Below are 20569 nucleotides of genomic sequence, written 5' to 3' on the forward strand. Positions count from 1 at the left end.
GGCAACCTTATTTCCAGAACACTTCTTATCTTAGATTAGAAGAACAATACAATCAAGTTGGAAAAGCCAACTGATTACACTACATATTATACGAGGGGGATGTAAGATGAAAAAATTGGTAGTCATAGTCATCATGTGTATGTTAGTTGCTTGTGGTTCAAATCCATCAGAGACAAAGAAAGATGATACATCAAAAGATACCAACAAACCAGTAGAAGAAGGTAAAGTGGTGGATATTAGTGTATCTGCAGTTGGTGATAATCTAATCCATGAAGCAGTATACTATTATGCAAAAAAAGCAGATGGTAGTTATGGCTTTGATGAGATGTATGAACCAATGCTTCCATATATCCAAAAGGATATTTCTTACATCAACCAAGAAACGCTTGCAGCTGGTGATGAGCTTGGATTAAGTCATTATCCACAATTCAATGGTCCATACGAAATCTTAGATGATGTAAAAGGTGCTGGATTTAACTGGATCAATACAGCAAGTAATCATAGTTATGATCGTGGTGAACAAGGTGTCATCAATCAATACAACTATTTAAAGCAATTGGACCTTATGCAAACAGGAATGCAAGTAGATGCGAATGAATCACGAATTCGATACCGTGAAATCAAAGGTGTGAAAGTCGCGTTTCTAAGTTATACATATGGACTGAATGGCTTTGAATTACCAGAAGGAAAATCATATCTAATCAATCTTATCGATAAAGAGATTATCGCTAAAGATATGAAAGAAGCAAATGCAAATAGTGATATTCAAATGGTAAGTATGCACTGGGGTGAAGAATACCACTTTGAACCAAATGACGAACAAAAAGAACTTGCACAGTTTTTAAGTGATGCAGGTGCTGATGTTATTATTGGTGGACATCCACATGTCATTCAAACTGGAGATATTCTAACTGGTAAAAACGGGAATACAACACTCACCTATTATTCATTAGGAAACTTTCTATCTGCACAAGATGGAAATGACAATATGTTAGGTGGTCTAGCAAGTTTTACAATGAGTTATGACACAAAAACAAAAGAAGTGACATTCAAAGATGTGAAATTCATTCCAACGATTACACAAATCACGAATGCGTTTCATAACTATAAAGTCTATACATTAAAAGATTATACGGATGAGATGGCAAGTGTTCATACTTTAACGCAAAAAGGGTTGGATATGAAACGTCAGTATTTTATTGATTTACTTAATCAAGTCATGAATGATAAAATAGAAGTAGTTTACTAGGAGGAAATATGCAAGTAATCACTGTCAATCGTAAAGCAAAACATGAATATTTCATTGAGGACACGTTTGAAGCTGGCCTTGTTTTGCATGGAACAGAGATTAAAAGTATCCGCAAAGGATCTGTGCAATTAAAAGAAAGCTTCATCACATTTATTGATGGTGAAGCGTATATTAAGAATATGCACATTCCTCCATATGAATATGGAAATCGTTTCAATCATGATGAGACTAGAGAAAGAAAACTCTTATTGCATAAGCATGAGATTAAGAAACTCCAACAAAAGGTAAAACTACAAGGATATACCGTTGTGCCACTACGGTTATATATTCACCATGGTAAAGCAAAACTTGAAATTGCTTTAGCGAAAGGAAAACATTTATATGATAAGCGTCAAACGGAAAAAGATCGTGATGCAAGTCGTATGATGCAAAAGTTGGCAAAGAAATATAGATAGTGTTATACTATCTACGACATGGGGCTGTCATGGTTTCGACAGGGATATGTCTAGTATGAACTGCAGTCGGCTGATGGCGTAACCATCAATCCAATTTAACTGGAAAAAACAAATTATCAAGCTTCTTTGGTGCTAACCAAAGCGTAGCTTTCGCTGCTTAATTTAACCTAACAACTGGTTTGCAGCCTTGTTGGTGAGTGTATCTTTCCACTTGCTAAACTCGTATAACTAGGAAGATAGGGGATGTATTTGGTTTAGCTACATCCTTGAAATTGAATAAACCAAATTGTTAGACTCGATTGTTTGTTTTCAATCTAACTCTTATATAAACAAACTAAACTGTAGACGTTTGTACACGAGGCTATTTTTGGACAGGAGTTCGACTCTCCTCAGCTCCACCATATGAATATTAAGGCTCATTAAATGGGCTTTTTATATTTTTATTCTTAAGTCAAAGTATGTACTCGAAGATAAAAATTGAAAAAGCATAAAATGAATTTATGGACGGAATCGAAAGTCTAACAACTCAAATAAAAAAATATTGTTTTAGTTGACAATGTACTAGCTTTTTACTACAATATTTATATCAAAGCCATGGAAGTAGACTCCCACCATAAGGGAATAGTCAAAACCATGGTTTTATCATTTAGTAACAAAAAGAGGAGAATACTATGAAGAACGGAGACCGCACGAATCGAAGTGATGGAAAGATTGCGATATTAGTTGATGGCGGATTTTATCGCAGAAGAGCATTTGACGCTTTTGGGGATGTGAATCCCGAAGAAAGGGCGAAGGAGTTAATTAATTATTGCAATAGACATTTGAAAGAAAATCATGTACAACATGATTTGTATAGAATTTTTTATTATGATTGTCCCCCTATGGAAAAAGTGTTGATGCACCCGCTCACACGCAAAAATGTAGATTTTAAAAAAACTAAGGACTTCGCATGGGCTAACGCTTTTCATAATGAATTAAAACAAAAAAGAAAAGTAGCTTTACGATTTGGTAAATTGTCAGATGCACAAGCTAAATTTGTTTTAAAAAAAGATGCAATGAAAAAAATATTTACGGAAAGTGGAGTAAATACAGATAGCATTTGTGAAGATGACTTTGTTTTAGAAGTGAAGCAAAAAGGGGTAGATATGAGAATTGGTCTGGATATAGCTTCTCTTTCTTATAAAAAACAAGTAACACAAATTGTTTTGATCTCAGGAGATAGTGACTTTGTTTCAGCGGCTAAGTTAGCAAGACGAGAGGGGATAGATTTTGTATTAGATCCTTTGGGAGCAAAAGTTAAGCCTGACTTGTTCGAACATATTGATGGTCTTAGATGCTGTGATAAAAAATTCAAAATTAGAAAATAGTTCAACATCATGATAGGCGTTTTTTGTAGTCTTGAAGTGTAATATTCTTCTCGTTTTCTCTCTATGAGAGGGAATTTATGGATGAATGCATGATAGAAGAAGAGTTTAACCGATGGAATGATTTTGTTGTTTACTTTTGCATCTCAAAATTTTATTGAATAATTGATTTTTGTTATACTTTCTCTAAAACATCAAACTTTAAAGCAAAACGAACATAATCAATCAAAGAAGAATAGAGACAAACAAAGAATATAATGAACTAACATAATGTTGTAAAACAGTTAATATCCTTCCTACACATCTCCACTATCTACAGTAAAAACACAGTTTTTGCATGCAGTAAATGGTTGAGTTCTAAATATGATTAGAACTTGCGCCTAGTGAGGGTGGGTATTTTTTTTATTGGAGATTTTGTGAAAATAGAATATACAGTATAAAAATGTCATTTTTTAAAAAAGAAATACTTTGCAATTCATTAATTACAAATGATAAAATTAATTTATTGAGGTGATTAGAGATGAGTATTTGTAATAAAAATAACATTTTCGAATATGCAACAAGCGAGTTAAGCCATGATGCATTTATTGCATGGTTAGTATCGTATTCTTACGAAAATACTTCACAAGATGATGTGAAAATGTCAGAACTTTCAAAAAGATTTGTAGATGAACTATTAACAAAAGACAGCTATGGGAATAAAATTATTGATGTTTCTAATTTAAAGCTAAAGTCTGTTGAGCGTCAATGGAAAAGAATTGATGTCTTAGCAAACTATGGAGATTCTAAGTTTATTTTAATCGAAGATAAATTATTAACTAGCGAGCATAATGAGCAAATTAAAAAATATAAAGATTTAGTTCTTGCAAATGAGAATTTTCAAACAGATGAAACTAGTATTTGTTGTGTATATTATAAAATATATGAAGAGTGTTGGGATCAAAGTGATGAGAAAAAGTATATTAATATCGTTAATAGAAAAAGACTAATCGAGTTCTTTGGTAATGATGAGAATAAAGTGATAGTTCAAGGAAACATTATATTACAATCATATTATAATTTTCTACTTTCTATTGAGGATAAATATAAATTCAATAAGCCGATTTCGCAATGGAGTGATCTAACTTATGCGGGTTATTATCAATACTTAGTTGCTAATAAACTAGAAAATATAGATTGGATAATTTGGAAATGGACACATAGACCAAGTGGAGGACAGTACATATGTAGTTGGAGCACAACAGAATTACAAACACTTGTGAATAAATTATTAATAATAAAAGTAGCTAACAACTATCTCGAGAATATATACTTTAATCTAGATCATGGAAAAAACTATAAAGGATATGATACTGTTTTAATGTTAAATATAAGAGTTTCGTTTTTTAAATCAGTCTCAGAATTAAAAGAGATGGGTGCAAACGAAAAAGTTAAAGAATTGAGGGTCATCTTACAAGAAGAGGTAGACAAATACAAAGGTGAGAAGAATGTTGATTTGGTTTTCTTGAGAAAAGATTTTCGATTAGGAAAAACAACATCACTAGGATTCTTTCCATACACTGAAATAGAAAATTTCAAAGATTGCTATAAACATGCTATGATAATAGCAGAAAGATTTATAAAAAGAATCAATAAAGAGTATGATAAATTTAGTTTACAGTAATTTTTAAAAAAGCAGTAAGGGTATTGGCTGAATTTAAGAACTATATTTATATTAGAATGTTTGTTAAATAATACTTGATATAATTTATCGAGTTAATTGTAATAATCACATGAGGTAACCATATGAGTAATGAATTAACTAGCATCATGAAAGCATTGAGTGATGAAAACAGAATCAAAATTTTTTCGATACTAAAAACACAAGGTGAACGATGTGCTTGTGATTTACTACAAGACTTGAATATTGTACAGTCTACACTATCACATCATATGAAGATCTTAACAGATGTAGGTTTGGTAACAGCAACAAAAAAAGGGAAATGGATAAATTATACAATTAGTAAGGATGTATGTGCAAAAACACGTAATGATTTACTGGAATTGTTTGATGGTACATGTTGTAAGGAAGCGTAAGCTTCTTTTCTTTTGAAATACATATTGACGTATATCGATATGATGTGTATAATCTACATATCGATAATAATCGATATAAGGAGAGAATATGTGGGATTTTATACAAAATGAAATATTAGGAATGCAATGGTTAAACCGACTGGTTGGATCAATACTTGAATTAGTTGGTATCAATATTCATGAAACGCTGGGAGCAAGTATACATTTCTTTATCTATGATGTGATTAAGATACTATGGCTGTTATCTGTATTGATATTTGGAATATCATACATTCAAAGTTATTTTCCACCAGAACGGACAAAAAAGATACTATCAAGATTTCGTGGGATATGGGCAAATATATTAAGTGCCTTATTGGGTACGATTACACCATTTTGTAGTTGTTCATCGATTCCTATTTTTATGGGATTTACAAGTGCTGGTTTACCAGTAGGCGTTACCTTTTCATTTTTGATTTCTTCACCGATGGTGGACTTAGGTTCTTTGGTGTTGTTGATGTCAATCTTTGGTTGGAAGATTGCAGTTGTCTATGTGCTTGCTGGACTTATTATTGCAGTATTAGGAGGACTGTTGATCGAAAAGCTAGGAATGGAGAAATATGTTGAATCCTTTATTAAGGATGCACCAAATGTAACAATCGATGATGTGAACGTAGGCTATAAAGAGCGGATTGATTTTGCCAAAGAACAAGTTGTATCAACCTTTAAAAAAGTGTTTCCATATGTCTTGGTTGGGGTTGGTATTGGTGCTTTGATACATAACGTATTACCTGAATCTTTTATCCAGTCCATTCTTGGCAAAGACAATCCATTTTCAGTAATTCTAGCAACCATTGTCGGAATTCCAATGTATGCAGATATCTTTGGAACGATTCCAATTGCTGAAGCATTATATGCAAAAGGTGTTGGATTAGGAACGGTTTTATCTTTTATGATGGCAGTTACTGCATTATCTTTGCCATCAATGATTATGCTTAAACGTGCAGTAAAACCACAATTATTAGCAACATTTATCGCTATTGTTGGTATTTCAATTATGATTATTGGTTATTTATTCAATGTGTTTCAATATATATTTTAGGAGGAGCGTATGAAACTATTTAAAAAGAATGTAAAGCCATCAGGTATCGATGGACAAATGGAAAGTGTAAAAGGAGCAGAAGTGAAAGTCTTAGGTTCTGGATGTGCGAAATGTAATGAACTTGCAACAAATGTAAAACAAGCTTTGCAACAATTAGATCTATCTACAGATATTGAGAAGGTAACTGATATGGTAGAAATTGCAAGTTATGGAGTTATGTCGACACCTGCACTTGTCTATAAAGGAAAGGTAATTATCTCTGGAAAAGTTGCTTCAGTAGATGAGTTAAAGCAGTTGCTTTCAAAATAACCAACAAAAAATAACACAAGAAAATCATTGTATGTTCACGTAAATAAAAATGGATATGGTAGTATATATGCATAGAGGACGTACGATGAGAGATTTTTTGAATAATAAAATACATCTATTTGGCATTGCCTGTGCAGTAGGAATACTTCTATGTTATCCAATTATTCAGGAACTGATGCGATTTAATAATCCAAATTGGATGCAATATGCAATTATCGTTGGTAGTATGTGTGTATTTGTATATGCATTTATTTCGTATGTTTGTATCGGTTGGAATGCTTTTGAGAAACGAATGGTTTGTTTGGGCTACTTCTTGATTGTAGCTGTACTACTTTTGGCACGTAGACAAATCTATGTTGAAGGACTGATTAGTAATGGCTTTAATCCATTTGCATTTATTGATGACTTGCAGTCTGGTTATCAATACTTGGTACAATTGGTAGTATTAAATATTTTGTTGTTTGTTCCTGCACCATTAGTCTTACAACCAATTGTCAAAAGGAAATGGATGTTATATCTTTCATGTCTAAGCTTTGGTATCTTGATGGAAGTGTTACAATATGTGTTAAGTCGTGGTTCATTTGATTTAAGTGATATTAGCTTATATGCAATTGGTATTGGACTTGGTATGTTATGCATAAAACCATATCATTTGGTCGAAGGTATGATATGTAAACGATCAAGAATAAAGACAAAACAACAATAAAGAGAAGATAAGTTCGTTTATACAAGCGGACTTTTTATTATTGGAAAATATCGAAAAATCGTGAAGTGTGCATTGTCGTTCGAGAAATACGTGAAATATTGTAAAACATGCGTAAATAGTATAAAATGAGAAGGATATAGGATGGTATGACTATGAAAAGTGTCTGGTTTGTCTTAAAAGAAAATCTAACAAATTTTAATCGAATACTTTCGATTTCTAAATATGAGACATTGGCCGATTATCGAGAATCACGCCTTGGTGTTCTTTGGAGTGTATTTAATCCACTAATTCAAATATTTACATATTGGATTGCTTTTGGATTGATCATGCGAAAAGGAAGTCCAGCAACTTCACCAACAGGTGTTGGTATCAGTTACTTGCCTTGGATGGTTGTCGGAATTGCGGTATGGTTTTTTGTGAGCCCATGTATTACAAAAGGGTGTAATGCAATTTATGCAAAACGAAACATCATCACAAAGATGAAATTTCCAATTAGCATATTACCTGCAACCGTTGTGTTTAAAGAGTTATTTAACCACATTGTGATGATTGGTGTTGTATTGGTATTATTACTTTTACGTGGACATGAACCAAACATGTTATGGCTACAAGTATTGTATTACATGTTTTGTGCTGTATGTTTATGTATTTCACTAGGTATGGTTACTAGTGTTTTAAACATGTTTACACGTGATGTGAAAAAACTAATCTCTGCATGTATGCGTATGTTGATGTATTTATCACCAATTTTATGGCCAATTACAGATGTACTTGCAAGCTCAAGTTCGCTAGTTCGTTCACTTGAACCATTTATTAAATTAAACCCACTATATTATATTATTGAAGGATACCGTGGATCTTTGTTTTATCAAGATCCAGTGACCATGCATCCAGCACAAACGCTATACTTTTGGTGTGTAGTTGTTGGTTTGTATGTCGTTGGAAGTATCCTAATGTACAAATTTAAACATAAGTTTATCGATATGCTTTAAGAGGTGAAATATGGCAAAAGAAGTTGTTGTTGCTTTTGAGCATGTAGATAAAATCTATACGCTACAAGACAAGAAAAAAAGATGGTTTGGTAATAAGAAGAAATTCTATGCCTTACGAGATATTAACTTTACAGTTACAAAGGGAAGTATTGTTGGAATTTTAGGGACCAACGGTAGTGGAAAAAGTACACTATCCAATATCCTTGCAGAAATTTCCTATCCAACAAGTGGAAAAGTTACCATTGTTGGTGAGCAAGCATTAATTGCAATCAAAGCAGGAATGAATGACCAACTAACAGGTATTGAGAATATTAAAATGAAAGGTGCGCTTTTAGGTTTAGGGAAAAAGCACATCGATGCAATTATTGAAGACGTAATCGCTTTTGCAGAACTTGGAGACTTTATTTACCAACCAGTAAAAAAATATTCAAGTGGAATGAAATCGCGTTTAGGATTTTCAATATCGATTGCACTTGATCCAGAAATACTAATCGTTGATGAAGCTTTATCTGTAGGTGATAAAGCCTTTGCTGCGAAATGCATGGAAAAGATGTTTGAACTACGCGATTCAGGAAAAACAATTTTCTTTATTTCGCATTCAATTAGCCAAGTTCGCCAATTTTGCGAAGAAGGAATCTGGATTGAAGGTGGAGAATTACGAATGCAAGGTAAGATTAATGAAGTTGCTGATGCATATGAAGTTTATGTAGAAGAATATAAAGCATTAAGTAAAGACCAACAAAAGAAGTTTAAAGCTAAAATTATGGCAGAAAGGACAAGCAAATGAAAAAAGTAATTACGTATGGGACCTTTGATTTGTTTCATGTGGGACATTTAAATCTCTTGCGTCGTGCTAAAGAATTAGGGGATTATTTAATTGTCGCAGTATCAAGTGACCGTTTTAACTGGGTGGAAAAAGGTAAAAAGTGTCAGGTAAAAGATACAGATCGTGCTGCTATAGTAGAAGCGATTAAATATGTAGATGAAGTTATTTTTGAAGATTCTTGGGAACAGAAAGTGGAAGATGTTCAAAAATATGATATTGATGTGTTTGTCATCGGGGAAGACTGGGAAGGTAAATTTGACCATTTAAAACCATATTGTGAAGTTGTCTATTTACCGCGTACAGAAGGGATTTCGACTACGCAAATTAAAGCACAACTAAAACAAGGAGCAGAAAACACCGATGAGTCTAAAGAAGTTTAAGAAGAAAACTAGAAAACGATTGCGAAAAGTGATGCGTTTTGTAAGACGTATCATTACACGTATTTCTAAAGTTGTATATCGAAATATGTACCAAAAAATTAAGGTTGATGATAAAACAGTGATCTTTATTTCCTTTCACGGAAGAGGATATTCAGATAATCCAAAAGCAATTCATCAATACTTAATGAATCATCCAAAATACAAAAATTATACATTTGTTTGGGCGGTGAAAAAGTTTAAGATTACAAAAATTCCAAATGCGAAAATTGTTCGTTATAATGGGTTGAAATATTTCTATTATATGTCAAAAGCAAAATATTGGATTATTAATTGTAAGATGCCAAAACATATTATTAAGAAAGATAATCAAATCTATTTACAAACATGGCATGGAACTCCATTAAAGCGTTTAGCGCATGATATTGTTCGACCAAAGGATAAAGAGATTACATACTACCGTAGTGGTATGAACTTTGATCAAATGGCTTCGACATACGATAATGATGTAAGTAAATATAACTACATGATTAGTCCAAATGCATTTAGTACGAAAGTATTTCAAAGTGCATTTCGCATCAATCGTGAACGTTTAATTGAAACAGGATATCCTAGAAATGACTATTTAACAAATGTAAGTGCGGAAGAAGTACAAGCATTAAAAGAAAAGTACAACATTCCAGAAGGAAAAAAAGTATTGCTCTATGCACCAACATGGCGTGATAATTCATATACTGAGCGTGGATATACATTTGAACTACAAGCGGATTTCCATAAGTGGAAAGAAGTGTTAGGTGAAGAATATGTCTTATTGTATAAACCACATTACTTGATTATTAATAAATATAAGAAAGATGAAGAATTACGTGAATTCTTACGTAATGTGCGCGCAGGTCGTGACATTAATGAGTTATATGTAATTGCAGATGTACTTGTGACTGACTATTCAAGTGTATTCTTCGATTATGCAAACTTAAAGCGTCCAATGTATTTCTATATGTTTGATTTACAGGAATACGCAGAAGAGTTACGTGGATTCTACTTTGATATTCACAAAACATTACCTGGGGATATTATTCAGGATGAAGATGAACTACTTGCAAAAATAAAAGCAGGAAACTATGATTACTCTCGTTTAGAAAGCTTTAATAAAGAATTCAACAATCTTCAAGATGGTCATGCAAGTGATCGTGTTGTGGATATTGTATTTGAATAAGCGATTCATACAAATTAGAAAGTGAAGGTGATAACATGAAACTTAAGAAAATCATACTTGATGTTATTTTGAGTTTTTTTCGCCTTTTTTTAGTTTTTGTAAAAGTTGATCCAAAAAAGATTACCTTTGTTTCTTTGGAACATGATAGTCTTGCTGGTGATTTTCGCTTGATTTCTCGTGCCTTAGAAAAAGAAAATGAGACAGAGTTGGATAAATATCACTTAACATATCTACTCACAAAATTTGAGAAAACACTATGGGGGAATATTCAATATTTCTTTACGTGTATTAAGCAGTTGTTTGTGATTAACTCAAGTGCACTTGTTTTACTTGATTACAATAACTATGTTGTTAGTAAGTTTAAACGTAAGGAAGTCAAAGTATTACAACTTTGGCATGCTACTGGAGCAATTAAACAATTTGGGAATATGGTAGATAGAGATTACAAAATCAATAACTATGATTATGTCATTAGTAACTGTGAGTATTTTGTAAAACCATATGCACAAGCATTTCATGTAAAGGAAGAACAAGTCATGGTGACAGGTATTCCAAAAACAGATCGCTTGTTTCATAAACGTAAAATTGAAAAAGATCGCAACGCGATGTATAAGCAATATCCAGAGTTGAAAGGAAAAAAGGTAGTACTTTATGCGCCGACGTTCCGTGGACGTCTCATGCAAGGTTTTCGCGATGGTCAAGTGAATTTAGATAAGATTATTGAACAACTTGGTGAAGAGTATGTCATCTTATATAAGATGCATCCATTACTTGCAGATAAAACAATTGATACGCATCATCATGTTATTTGTTGCAACGGAATGAGTATCAAAAAACTATTTTCAGTTACGGATGTTTTAATATCTGATTATTCAGCAATTATCTTTGATTTTTCAGTCTTTGATAAAAAGATGGTATTCTATGTGCCAGATATTGAAGAGTATGCAAAAAGTCCTGGTTTCTTTGTAAATTATGAGCAAGAGATGCCAGGAGCGATATGTACAAGCGAACAAGCTGTAGTAGATGCAATTCAAGCAGAAGATGAATATCAGGAAAAACGAAAAGCATTTCGAGATAAATTCTTTGCGTATCAAGATGGGAAATCAATCAAACGTGTTGTTGCATTAATTGATCAAATTATGGGAGGTAAGCTATGATGAAACGTTTATGTAGTATCGTATGTGTAATTGCCCTTCTCATATTTACAAGTAGTTGTGCCCTTATTGAAGGTGAAAAGATGATCTGTTCATACAAGACCAATAACTATGAAGTGAAATATCGTGGTTCAAATATTATTCAAGTCCGTATTTCTAGACAATATATTTTTGAAGGTGACTTTGAAGCAAAGGTTGAACAAAAGAAAGAAGAAATCCAAGCATATGAAAAGAAAATCTTACGAAATCCAGGAATTACTTCTGAGATTGTTCTTGATCGCGCAATGGTAGAACATATCATTACTGTGGAACTTGATGGATATGATTATGTAAATGATCCATTCCATTTATTTGATGTTACATTGACAGAGGATGATGTAAAAGATGTAGAGGCATTGCGTCAACGTTTAGTTGATCAAAATTTCTACTGTGATCCAATTGTCCCATAACATATATACTAAGCTCACATGGTGGGCTTTTCTTTTTTTGTAAGGAAGATAGAAAAGAACCACTCTTTCGAGTGGCTCTTTTCTGTGTGTGTTTATAAAGGGATAGAAATGTATGTAATAGGGATAACATACATGCAAGGCTCTCGCCTTACTCATAGATAATACGATAGTTATATATTGTAAATATCGCAAAATTATGGAAAAAAATGGGATATGCATATGTATTTACATTCTTTATCATATAGTAAAATATATGTTGCAAAAATCCTTTATTTATCGCATGATATGTATAAAATAGGAGATATTATTGATGAATTCACACATAGAAAGAAATTCCCAATTATTGGCTTGGTATGGGATATAAAGCGCTTACTTCCTTGGCGGATTACCAAAGATGCATATAAAATATGGATTAGTGAGATTATGCTTCAACAAACACGAGTAGAAGCAGTGATTCCATATTTTGAAAGGTTTATCACAAAATTACCAACACTAGAAGCTTTAGCGATGGTAGATGATGAAACGTTGTATAAATTGTGGGAAGGTCTTGGTTATTATCGACGTGCACGGTTTTTAAAAGAAGCTGCAAAAGTTTGCATGGATACATATAATGGACGGTTACCAAATACCTACAAAGAATTACTAACCCTACCTGGTGTTGGTATGTATACAGCTGCAGCCATTGCTTCTATTGCTTTTGACCAAGCAGTTCCAGCAGTTGATGGAAACGTACTACGTGTATATGCACGCGTGCATGTTTGTGATTTTGATATTGCAAAAGAAAAAACAAAACGCTTTGTCTTTGAAGAACTCCAACAAGAAGTAGATCCAAACAATCCAGGTGATTATAATCAGGCAATGATGGAACTAGGCTCACAAGTTTGTATTGGTAATGGAACCCCTAGATGTAATATTTGTCCAATTGCATCTTCATGTAGCGCATACAAACAAGGCTTACAAAATAGTTTACCAGTAAAAAGCAAACTTAAGGAACGTCGTAAGCAAAATCACACCATTTTAATTTTACGTAAAGATCATATGTATTACGTACATAAACGTACAAAGGGAATACTCATGGAACACATGTATGAGTTTATGAATATCGAGCACGTGTTAAAAAAGAAGGAAATTGAACAGTTGATTGATCCCATGTATGGCATTGTCAAAATAAAGAAGTTTACTTCTCATACACATGTGTACTCTCATGTAGAATGGAATATGCAAGCATATGTAATCGACGTAAAGCAAATTGATGATCACTTTGTATCATGGCAAATGATTCAAGAAAAGCTACCAATGGCAGGAGCCATGAAGAAGTTTATCCAGGAAATAGAAAAAGAGACTTCATAGGGGGGGAAGTCTCTTTTTCATATTGTGTTTATAAGGGGATTTAAATGTATGTAATAGGGATAACATACTTGCAAGACATTATTTCTTGCATGCTCTAATATATACAATACCATTGTTTTAATTTTCGAAGAACCTTGTGAAAAAATGTGATAGAATATATTACATATATAACAAAAGAATGTTGTGTATAGATATTACAAAAAATGACGTATAGGATATGAGTTGTTAGTTTATTATAGAAGGTCTATAATAACTAAAAAAGGAGAGAAATATGGGAAATTATTTAATTGTTAGTGACGTAACTGCTGATTTACACATGGATGTTATTGAGCGTTACGATGTAAAGATGATACCGATGATGTTTATGCTAGATGATCAAGAGTATCAACAAGACGCAGATTTTAAAGTATTTCATGAATTGGATTTTTATAATAAATTGCGTGCAGGTTCAACAGGATCGACTTCGCAAATTACACCATATGCATATATTGAGTATTTCACACCGTTACTAGAAGCAGGACATGATATTTTATACATCGTCTTTTCTAGTGGCTTGAGTAATACATATCAAAGTTCACAGATCGCTTTACAGGAATTAAAAGAAAAATTCCCTGAACGTAAAATCTACTTTATTGATAGTTTAGCTGCAAGTGCTGGTGAAGGGTTGCTTGTTTATTATGCTTGCTTAAATCGTGAAAAAGGAATGACAATTGAAGAAAATGCAACATGGATTGAAGAAAATCGCTTACATATAGCCCATTGGGTAGCTGTGGATGACTTACATCACCTTGCTCGTGGGGGAAGAGTATCCGATGCAACGGCAATTGTTGGAAGTGCATTAAGTATTAAACCAATTTTACATGTTGATGATGAAGGACATCTTTTGAATGTCGCAAAAGCACGAGGAAGAAAGAAATCACTGAATAAGCTTGTGGAGAAGATGGCACAAACGGCAATCAATCCAAAAGATCAATTAATTATGATTTCACATGCAGATGCTTTAGAAGATGCAACGTATGTAGCAAACAAAATTCGTGAAGAAATGGGAGTTAAAGAAATCTTAATTTCTGATATTGGACCTGTAATTGGTTCACATGCTGGTCCAGGAACAATCGCCCTATTCTTTTTTTCAAGTACAAGGAGTTAATATATGACAAACACAACAGGCATCATTATTCAAAAGACCAATGAGAATGATTTACAAAACATCCAAAATCTTTGGAATAATGGGGAAGTCATGAAATATGTAGGTTTTCCTAACGGATTGCAAATTAGTGAAGAAAGCATACATAATTGGTATATGCAAAGTAAGCAATGTCAGGATAACAGACAAAATCATTATTCGATTTATGATAAAGAACTTGGATACTGTGGTGAAGCTGCATTTTTTATGATGAAAGATTCAACACTTGCTGCATTAGATATTAAACTAGTACCATCAGCAAGAGGAAAAGGAATTGCATTCGAAGCAATTACTTATGCAATCAATCAAGCCTTTCAAGCAGGTAGTAGTCTTGTATGGGTGGATCCGCATCCAGATAATCAAAAAGCAATTGTCTTGTATGAGAGACTTGGATTTCAAAGAAATGAAATGCCAGAACGTGTAAAAGCTTTTGAAGATGTTGAAAATATGCAACATGTTCCTGTATATATGGAACTAACAAGAGAAAATTGGCCTTCACGTATCTATCATATGTTACCAAAAGCCGTGTATGAAAGTTGTAAGGATCAAGAATTCTATACGCCTGAAGATTATGCACAAGATGGCTTTATTCATTTTTCTTTGAAAGATCAACTGATACGTGTTGCACAAGCATGTTATAACAAGTATGAAGAAATGTTAATATTTGAAGTAATAGTTAATGATGAAATACGAAAATCATTAAAAATGGAAGGACTTGAAGGTGAGGTGTTTCCTCATCTTTACATGCCTCTTCCATTAGCAAACGTACAGTCTATTCATCGCATCTACAAAGATGCAAATGGTCAATTTGCATTGGATTTCTAATATCAATAAACACAAAAAGCACGGGGAGTTCCTCGTGCTTTTATCATAGATACTATAATTGTTTATTTTTGTGTTTTAAATTTACGTCGTAACGAAATAAGAATTACACCAAAACTAGTTAACCAAGCTAGAGATAGTAGGTTTGTATTTGTACTATCTGCAGTGTTAGGTGCTTTGCTAGGTTGTTTTGTATTTGCATTATCTGCATTAGATGATACATCTTTGTTTGGCGTTGTGTTATTTGCATTCGAATTTCCTTGGTTAGAAGAATTTCCTGGTTGGTTTGATGAATTGCCAGGATTTGAACCTCCAGTTTGCTTACGTACCAAACCATCAATGGCTTTGTTTAATGTTGTAGCATACCCATCTACTGTTGCTTGTTCGGTAATGTTTTTACCAAATTCAAGATCCATTAGTGCTTGTTTTAACACTTCTAAACTTTCTAACGTATAGATTGTTAAATCATCAGGGATTCTTGCGATTGCTTGATCGACTTTTGAGTAATCTGCTGCACGATATGTAAGTTGTGCTGTTGCATCTTCAATCGTTTTAGCATATTGATCCACAAGTGTTTGCTCTGTAATATTCTTGTTGTAGTTTACTGCTGCAAGTGCATCTGTAAGAACTTGGACACTTTCAGGTGTGTAAAGAGTTACATCTGCTGGAATATTATCGATTGCTGTATTTACTTTTGTGTAGTCAGCAGGTTTATAGACAAGTTGCGTAATTGCATCTTCGATTGCTGTAGCATATCCATCAACAATACTTTGCTCGTGAACTTCTTTATTGCGAATGACTGCATCTTTTGCTTGTTGTAAGTTTGCAACACTCTCATCTGTGTATACTGATGTATCTGCTGGAATTTTTGCGATTGCTTCATCCACTTTCGTATAATCAGCATATTGAATTGGTGGAGCAGGTTTTACTGTTAGTGCTGCAACTGCATCCTCAATTGCTTTTGCATACCCATTTACAGTTGTTTGTTCGGTAATATCTTTCCCACGAACAACAGCATCTAATGCATCTTGTAAGTCTTGTACGCTTTCATCTGTATAAATACTTAAGTCTGTAGGTATACTTGTTATTGCGGTGTCAACTCTTGTGTAGTCTGCATCCTTATAAACAAGGTTTTGAATTGCATCTTCAATTGCGGTTGCATATCCATCTACGATGAGTTGTTCGCTTTTATCTTTATCGCGAATGACAGCATCTAATGCATCTTGTAGAACTTGACGTGATGCATCTGTGTAGAGTGTTAAATCACTTGGAACGCTGGCAATTGCTGTGTCCACTTTTGTGTAATCTGCTTTCTTTGAAACAAGATTTTGAATTGCATCTTCAATTGCAGTTGCATATCCATCTACAACAGTTTGTTCGCTTTTGTTTTTCCCACGAACAACTGCATCTAATGCATCTTGTAAGTCTTGAACACTTTCATCCGTATAGTTGCTTAAATCACTAGGAACTTTCTTGATTGCTTCATCAACTTTAGAATAGTCCGCTACATCTACCTTGTCTTCTTTAATAAGAATTGCACCTTCACCTGTACCAAGACGTACTTCATTGATGACTGGTCCTAGTGTGTTATCTGCAAGTAGACGACGATAGTTTCCATCAAGTGGAATACTTACACGGTTTGCTCCTACGTTTGCAATTCCACCTTTTGTGCGTTGACAGAAATTCGCCAATACAAGTGCATTGTCATATTCACGTCCAATGACTTCATAGTTGTTAACAGCAAGTGTTGGGTTTTCTGGGTCAGCATGACTTTGATACAAGAAGAAACGATCTGTATTTTCTTCTCCCCAATAGTCTTTCGAACTACGAACTACTGGATTACCGATTGGATAATCATAGTTTGCATACCAGTGTGTCGTACTAAATGTGTTGTTGATGTTTACCCCATAGCGTGATGCAGAACCTTGATTTACTGCAAAGTATGCATTATCGTGATTCATAATGTATTGAACTGCAATAATGTGTTGCATAAATCCGTGCCACTCAGAATCATCTTCAACTGGGTTGTTAAGGTTTGCAGGACGTTGTGTTGGAAGTACGTTGGTTTGTGAGTTCATAAACCATGTATTTCCTTTTTCCATACTATCGTAAACCTTCTTCATATCATTCAAACGTTCTTTGTTGATGTTTCCTGATGATGTTAAGTATTCAACGATCATTTCATCGTAGTTTTGACTACCTAAAGCATCAACATAGATCCCTTTATAACTATTTAGAATATATCCTAAGTCAGCTCCATTTGGTGCTAAACGAATTTCTTTTCCTGCAATAGCAGTCAAGTTACTTTCGTGTTCATAACGCATATCTAAGATATCTTGACTCACTTGCGCTACAGCATCATCTGCATTTGTAATTCCTAGATTTTTCAATTCAATGGTTTCTTCTAGACGAATATCAAATTCTCTACTTATAGTTCCATCAAATGTATCTAAGATAAATCCATCAAGATATTTACCATTTTCTTTACTTACTGTAATTTGCATTTCCATAAATGCTTGTGATGCATCACGGAATACTTGTGATGTTGGATTAATGTTATACATTTTTCTAGCTGCATCTGGTTTATTCCATGCAGAAGGAACACGTGCTTCCTTAAGTGTCTTGGCAGAACCGTTAGGTCCATATCCTGGAATTAATGCTTTTCTAAAACTACCCGTATTGCTGTCGTATGAACGAGTTGTAATCCATGTATCTTCATCGAAGTGATAATAAAGTTCTTCAACATCGATTCCTCTTGCAATACACCAATCTTCCATATATTTTTCAGTTGAAAAAGCAACTGAGTTATATGCAAAATATGCATAAAACTGAATATCAGGGTTGATTGCTGTAAATCGATCATATACATTTTCTGGCATACCCTCATTGTACAATCCAATAATGACATCACGGTGTTCAGCTAGCCAACGAATTTCCGCATCATCTGGATTATTGGTAATGTGATCATGACCATAATCAAAACCAAACATCTTTAGTCCATATGTAGATCCTGTTGCTTTGTATGTCGAGATTCCATCTTCATGCTCTGAAGCAAGAATTGGAACACTTTGGACAAGTAAAACTGCAATAGTAAGTAACATAATTGCTAGTTTATGGACTTTGTGTTTGAAAATAAACTTCCTTTTTCTCATTTCTACCTCCTCTAAATACTAAACCTAGTACTACTTATTAAGACAAGCAGAAACTAAAAAAGTCTCATTTTCTAAAAAAACTGAACGAAATGCAATGATACATACTCACTTAGAAGTAGGATAACATATCAATGTCTACACACTTTTTCGTATTTACAAGCAACATTTTGGGTATATGTTTTTACTTTCGTGTATAGTTTTGTTAAAGTGTGTTTATTAAGTGTGTAAATCAAGGAAATAGAAATGCTGTGTGAGGTCAATAATGGGCTACTTTTTGTAGTGCATATTTTATGTGTTTTTTAAACATGAGTAAGATCAAATACAAGCAAATGATGATTCGTTTGCTTTTTTTACGTTCCAGAGAAAAAACTTAAAAAAAATGAAATAAAGTGAGACTTTTTTGTTTTTTACATGTCTTATGTTTGGGTTAACTTAATCCCGTTATAAATAAAGCGTAATTTTGTGTGATAAAACTACATGTTTCTGAAAGGGGGATATAGTGGAGGAAGTTTATAACTTAGTGTCAATTGACATCATAGAAAAAGCAGTCTCAGGAGATACGGATGCATTCTCCGAAATTTATAGAGCATACTACAATAAGGTATATTTTATCGCAACACATTTCTTTAGAGATGAGCAGGTGGCTAGTGATGTCTTACAAGAGGTTTTTATCAAAGTGTACAAGAAGTTGAGAAATTTAAACGATCCCAAGTACTTTCACGCTTGGATTCAACGAATCGTTTACAATGAGTGCTTAAACTATGCACGGAAGGAGAAAAAATATACTACGTTAGAGGATGGATACGCAGTGGATAATTTCGAGGATGTAAAACAAGATGATATTTCAACGATTATTGAAAACAAGCAAGTGATGAATGCCATCATGGATTCACTAAACTCGATGAGTATACCACTAAAGAGTGTCGGAATTTTACGATATTATGAAGAACTTCCGTTAGAGGAAATTTCAAAAATCTTAAATATTCCTAGAGGCACTGTAAGTTCAAGATTGAACAAAATTAAAAAAACATTACGAGTTGATTTGCAAAAACAGGGGATATCACCAAAAAGTTACAGTGTATTGTTGCTTTCGCCAGGTGTGTTGGAGCAAGCATATCGATTATTGAGTGAGCTGTGTTCAGAAGGAGCTAGTGTGAATTCTGATATTCTACAAAAAATCCTTGGTGGAGGAACGCTATTTGGTATGGCATTTAAAACAAAAGTTGTAGTTGCTACTGCAGCAGCGGTTTGCTTTACAGGTGCTGCATATATTCATTCACGACCAAGTGAGCCAGTTGGTGGAGGAGTTCTTGCTCCGCCAGTGATTCAGCAACCAGCTATTGCAGAAATGTCAAAAATAACGGGTGTTCATTTTAATCAAGAATGGACCAATCAAGTAGTAGAAATAGAAGTTGATACAAGTAATACAAATTATGATCGACTACTTATTGACGGTGTGCAAACTACACAGGTTGCTCAAAATGGTACATATACCATTCAATTGGAAAAAGATGGAAAGGTTATCGATGCATTTGAAATTACGGTTTCAAATATCGATGTAGAAAGTCCTACAGGATACCATACAAATGAAGAGTTTTTATACACATTATATTTAGGTGATAACGCATCACAAATCAATTACGCAACAATTGAACTATATCGAAATGGAGTATTGTCTAATGACTACACATACGATATAGAAGCAAACATTATACAAATCTACAGCCCACTGGATGTACATGATTTGTTTTATGTTTACGATTATGCCGGAAATAGATTAGAAATAGAAATTGGATAGTAAAGGATAG

At 33.5% G+C, this 20569-nt stretch carries 19 protein-coding genes and 1 other RNA gene; 19 read left to right on the forward strand and 1 reads right to left on the reverse strand.

From position 1 onward, the window contains the following. Window positions 1–106: 106 nt before the first annotated feature. The 18 genes from M2098_RS09415 to M2098_RS09500 all read left to right on the forward strand — a co-directional run bounded on the left by M2098_RS09415 (window position 107) and on the right by M2098_RS09500 (window position 15612). Entirely contained in the window at window positions 107–1249 is a 1143-nt protein-coding gene (locus M2098_RS09415) for a CapA family protein (RefSeq protein ID WP_280683945.1), read from the forward strand. A gap of 8 nt (window positions 1250–1257) precedes the next feature. Next, window positions 1258–1704 (forward strand): SsrA-binding protein SmpB, encoded by a 447-nt coding sequence (gene smpB, locus M2098_RS09420; protein WP_134170225.1) that lies wholly within the window; start codon window positions 1258–1260, stop codon window positions 1702–1704. 20 nt (window positions 1705–1724) lie between these two features. Next, window positions 1725–2105: a transfer-messenger RNA gene (gene ssrA, locus M2098_RS09425) on the forward strand. A gap of 270 nt (window positions 2106–2375) precedes the next feature. Beyond that, window positions 2376–3071, forward strand: a complete 696-nt coding sequence (locus tag M2098_RS09430) for an NYN domain-containing protein (protein ID WP_280683942.1) — start codon at window positions 2376–2378, stop codon at window positions 3069–3071. Window positions 3072–3588: 517 nt separating this feature from the next. After that, the gene (locus tag M2098_RS09435) at window positions 3589–4731 is read left to right on the forward strand and encodes a PD-(D/E)XK nuclease family protein (RefSeq protein ID WP_280683940.1); all 1143 of its coding nucleotides are present in this window, start codon (window positions 3589–3591) and stop codon (window positions 4729–4731) included. Window positions 4732–4853: 122 nt separating this feature from the next. After that, window positions 4854–5144 (forward strand): metalloregulator ArsR/SmtB family transcription factor, encoded by a 291-nt coding sequence (locus M2098_RS09440; protein ID WP_280683938.1) that lies wholly within the window; start codon window positions 4854–4856, stop codon window positions 5142–5144. An 88-nt stretch (window positions 5145–5232) separates the two neighbouring features. Beyond that, complete coding sequence (locus M2098_RS09445; protein ID WP_280683936.1) at window positions 5233–6225, forward strand: permease; 993 nt, start codon at window positions 5233–5235, stop codon at window positions 6223–6225. A gap of 9 nt (window positions 6226–6234) precedes the next feature. Beyond that, window positions 6235–6534, forward strand: a complete 300-nt coding sequence (locus tag M2098_RS09450; RefSeq protein WP_280683934.1) for a thioredoxin family protein — start codon at window positions 6235–6237, stop codon at window positions 6532–6534. 97 nt (window positions 6535–6631) lie between these two features. Further along, window positions 6632–7240: a VanZ family protein gene (locus M2098_RS09455; RefSeq protein WP_280683932.1), complete on the forward strand. Its 609-nt coding sequence runs from the start codon at window positions 6632–6634 to the stop codon at window positions 7238–7240. A gap of 152 nt (window positions 7241–7392) precedes the next feature. After that, window positions 7393–8232 (forward strand): ABC transporter permease, encoded by an 840-nt coding sequence (locus M2098_RS09460; RefSeq protein ID WP_280683931.1) that lies wholly within the window; start codon window positions 7393–7395, stop codon window positions 8230–8232. Between the two features lie 10 nt (window positions 8233–8242). Further along, the gene (locus tag M2098_RS09465; protein WP_280683930.1) at window positions 8243–9019 is read left to right on the forward strand and encodes an ABC transporter ATP-binding protein; all 777 of its coding nucleotides are present in this window, start codon (window positions 8243–8245) and stop codon (window positions 9017–9019) included. Continuing rightward, complete coding sequence (tagD, locus tag M2098_RS09470; RefSeq protein WP_134171266.1) at window positions 9016–9438, forward strand: glycerol-3-phosphate cytidylyltransferase; 423 nt, start codon at window positions 9016–9018, stop codon at window positions 9436–9438. The genes M2098_RS09465 and tagD overlap by 4 nt, the downstream gene beginning before the upstream one ends. Further along, window positions 9419–10651 carry a CDP-glycerol glycerophosphotransferase family protein gene (locus M2098_RS09475; protein WP_280683928.1) on the forward strand — a complete coding sequence of 411 codons (1233 nt, stop codon included), beginning with the start codon at window positions 9419–9421 and terminating at the stop codon, window positions 10649–10651. The genes tagD and M2098_RS09475 overlap by 20 nt, the downstream gene beginning before the upstream one ends. Before the next feature lie 35 nt (window positions 10652–10686). Continuing rightward, on the forward strand, window positions 10687–11808 hold the full coding sequence (locus M2098_RS09480) for a CDP-glycerol glycerophosphotransferase family protein (protein ID WP_134171264.1): 1122 nt from the start codon (window positions 10687–10689) through the stop codon (window positions 11806–11808). Further along, entirely contained in the window at window positions 11805–12254 is a 450-nt protein-coding gene (locus tag M2098_RS09485) for a hypothetical protein (protein ID WP_134171262.1), read from the forward strand. The genes M2098_RS09480 and M2098_RS09485 overlap by 4 nt, the downstream gene beginning before the upstream one ends. Before the next feature lie 219 nt (window positions 12255–12473). Beyond that, on the forward strand, window positions 12474–13604 hold the full coding sequence (mutY, locus tag M2098_RS09490) for an A/G-specific adenine glycosylase (RefSeq protein WP_280683924.1): 1131 nt from the start codon (window positions 12474–12476) through the stop codon (window positions 13602–13604). A gap of 271 nt (window positions 13605–13875) precedes the next feature. Next, window positions 13876–14751: a DegV family protein gene (locus M2098_RS09495; protein ID WP_280683922.1), complete on the forward strand. Its 876-nt coding sequence runs from the start codon at window positions 13876–13878 to the stop codon at window positions 14749–14751. 3 nt (window positions 14752–14754) lie between these two features. Next, on the forward strand, window positions 14755–15612 hold the full coding sequence (locus M2098_RS09500; protein WP_280683920.1) for a GNAT family N-acetyltransferase: 858 nt from the start codon (window positions 14755–14757) through the stop codon (window positions 15610–15612). A 62-nt stretch (window positions 15613–15674) separates the two neighbouring features. Here M2098_RS09500 and M2098_RS09505 read toward each other — a convergent pair whose 3' ends face one another. Beyond that, window positions 15675–18761: a hypothetical protein gene (locus M2098_RS09505; protein WP_280683918.1), complete on the reverse strand. Its 3087-nt coding sequence runs from the start codon at window positions 18759–18761 to the stop codon at window positions 15675–15677. Between the two features lie 499 nt (window positions 18762–19260). Between M2098_RS09505 and M2098_RS09510 the strand changes: the two genes are divergently transcribed. After that, complete coding sequence (locus M2098_RS09510) at window positions 19261–20559, forward strand: sigma-70 family RNA polymerase sigma factor (protein WP_280683916.1); 1299 nt, start codon at window positions 19261–19263, stop codon at window positions 20557–20559. The last annotated feature ends 10 nt before the right edge of the window (window positions 20560–20569 follow it).

Source organism: Breznakia sp. PFB1-19, assembly GCF_029893935.1.
GTDB lineage: Bacteria > Bacillota_I > Bacilli_A > Erysipelotrichales > Erysipelotrichaceae > Breznakia > Breznakia blatticola.

Coding starts and splice junctions, on each gene's coding strand:
- smpB (WP_134170225.1), top strand. CDS start 1,258: ATGCAAGTAATCACTGTCAATCGTAAAGCAAAACATGAATATTTCATT.
- M2098_RS09500 (WP_280683920.1), top strand. CDS start 14,755: ATGACAAACACAACAGGCATCATTATTCAAAAGACCAATGAGAATGAT.
- tagD (WP_134171266.1), top strand. CDS start 9,016: ATGAAAAAAGTAATTACGTATGGGACCTTTGATTTGTTTCATGTGGGA.
- M2098_RS09480 (WP_134171264.1), top strand. CDS start 10,687: ATGAAACTTAAGAAAATCATACTTGATGTTATTTTGAGTTTTTTTCGC.
- M2098_RS09450 (WP_280683934.1), top strand. CDS start 6,235: ATGAAACTATTTAAAAAGAATGTAAAGCCATCAGGTATCGATGGACAA.
- M2098_RS09465 (WP_280683930.1), top strand. CDS start 8,243: ATGGCAAAAGAAGTTGTTGTTGCTTTTGAGCATGTAGATAAAATCTAT.
- M2098_RS09495 (WP_280683922.1), top strand. CDS start 13,876: ATGGGAAATTATTTAATTGTTAGTGACGTAACTGCTGATTTACACATG.
- M2098_RS09440 (WP_280683938.1), top strand. CDS start 4,854: ATGAGTAATGAATTAACTAGCATCATGAAAGCATTGAGTGATGAAAAC.
- mutY (WP_280683924.1), top strand. CDS start 12,474: ATGTATTTACATTCTTTATCATATAGTAAAATATATGTTGCAAAAATC.
- M2098_RS09415 (WP_280683945.1), top strand. CDS start 107: ATGAAAAAATTGGTAGTCATAGTCATCATGTGTATGTTAGTTGCTTGT.
- M2098_RS09485 (WP_134171262.1), top strand. CDS start 11,805: ATGATGAAACGTTTATGTAGTATCGTATGTGTAATTGCCCTTCTCATA.
- M2098_RS09435 (WP_280683940.1), top strand. CDS start 3,589: ATGAGTATTTGTAATAAAAATAACATTTTCGAATATGCAACAAGCGAG.
- M2098_RS09445 (WP_280683936.1), top strand. CDS start 5,233: ATGTGGGATTTTATACAAAATGAAATATTAGGAATGCAATGGTTAAAC.
- M2098_RS09460 (WP_280683931.1), top strand. CDS start 7,393: ATGAAAAGTGTCTGGTTTGTCTTAAAAGAAAATCTAACAAATTTTAAT.
- M2098_RS09430 (WP_280683942.1), top strand. CDS start 2,376: ATGAAGAACGGAGACCGCACGAATCGAAGTGATGGAAAGATTGCGATA.
- M2098_RS09475 (WP_280683928.1), top strand. CDS start 9,419: ATGAGTCTAAAGAAGTTTAAGAAGAAAACTAGAAAACGATTGCGAAAA.
- M2098_RS09505 (WP_280683918.1), bottom strand. CDS start 18,761: ATGAGAAAAAGGAAGTTTATTTTCAAACACAAAGTCCATAAACTAGCA.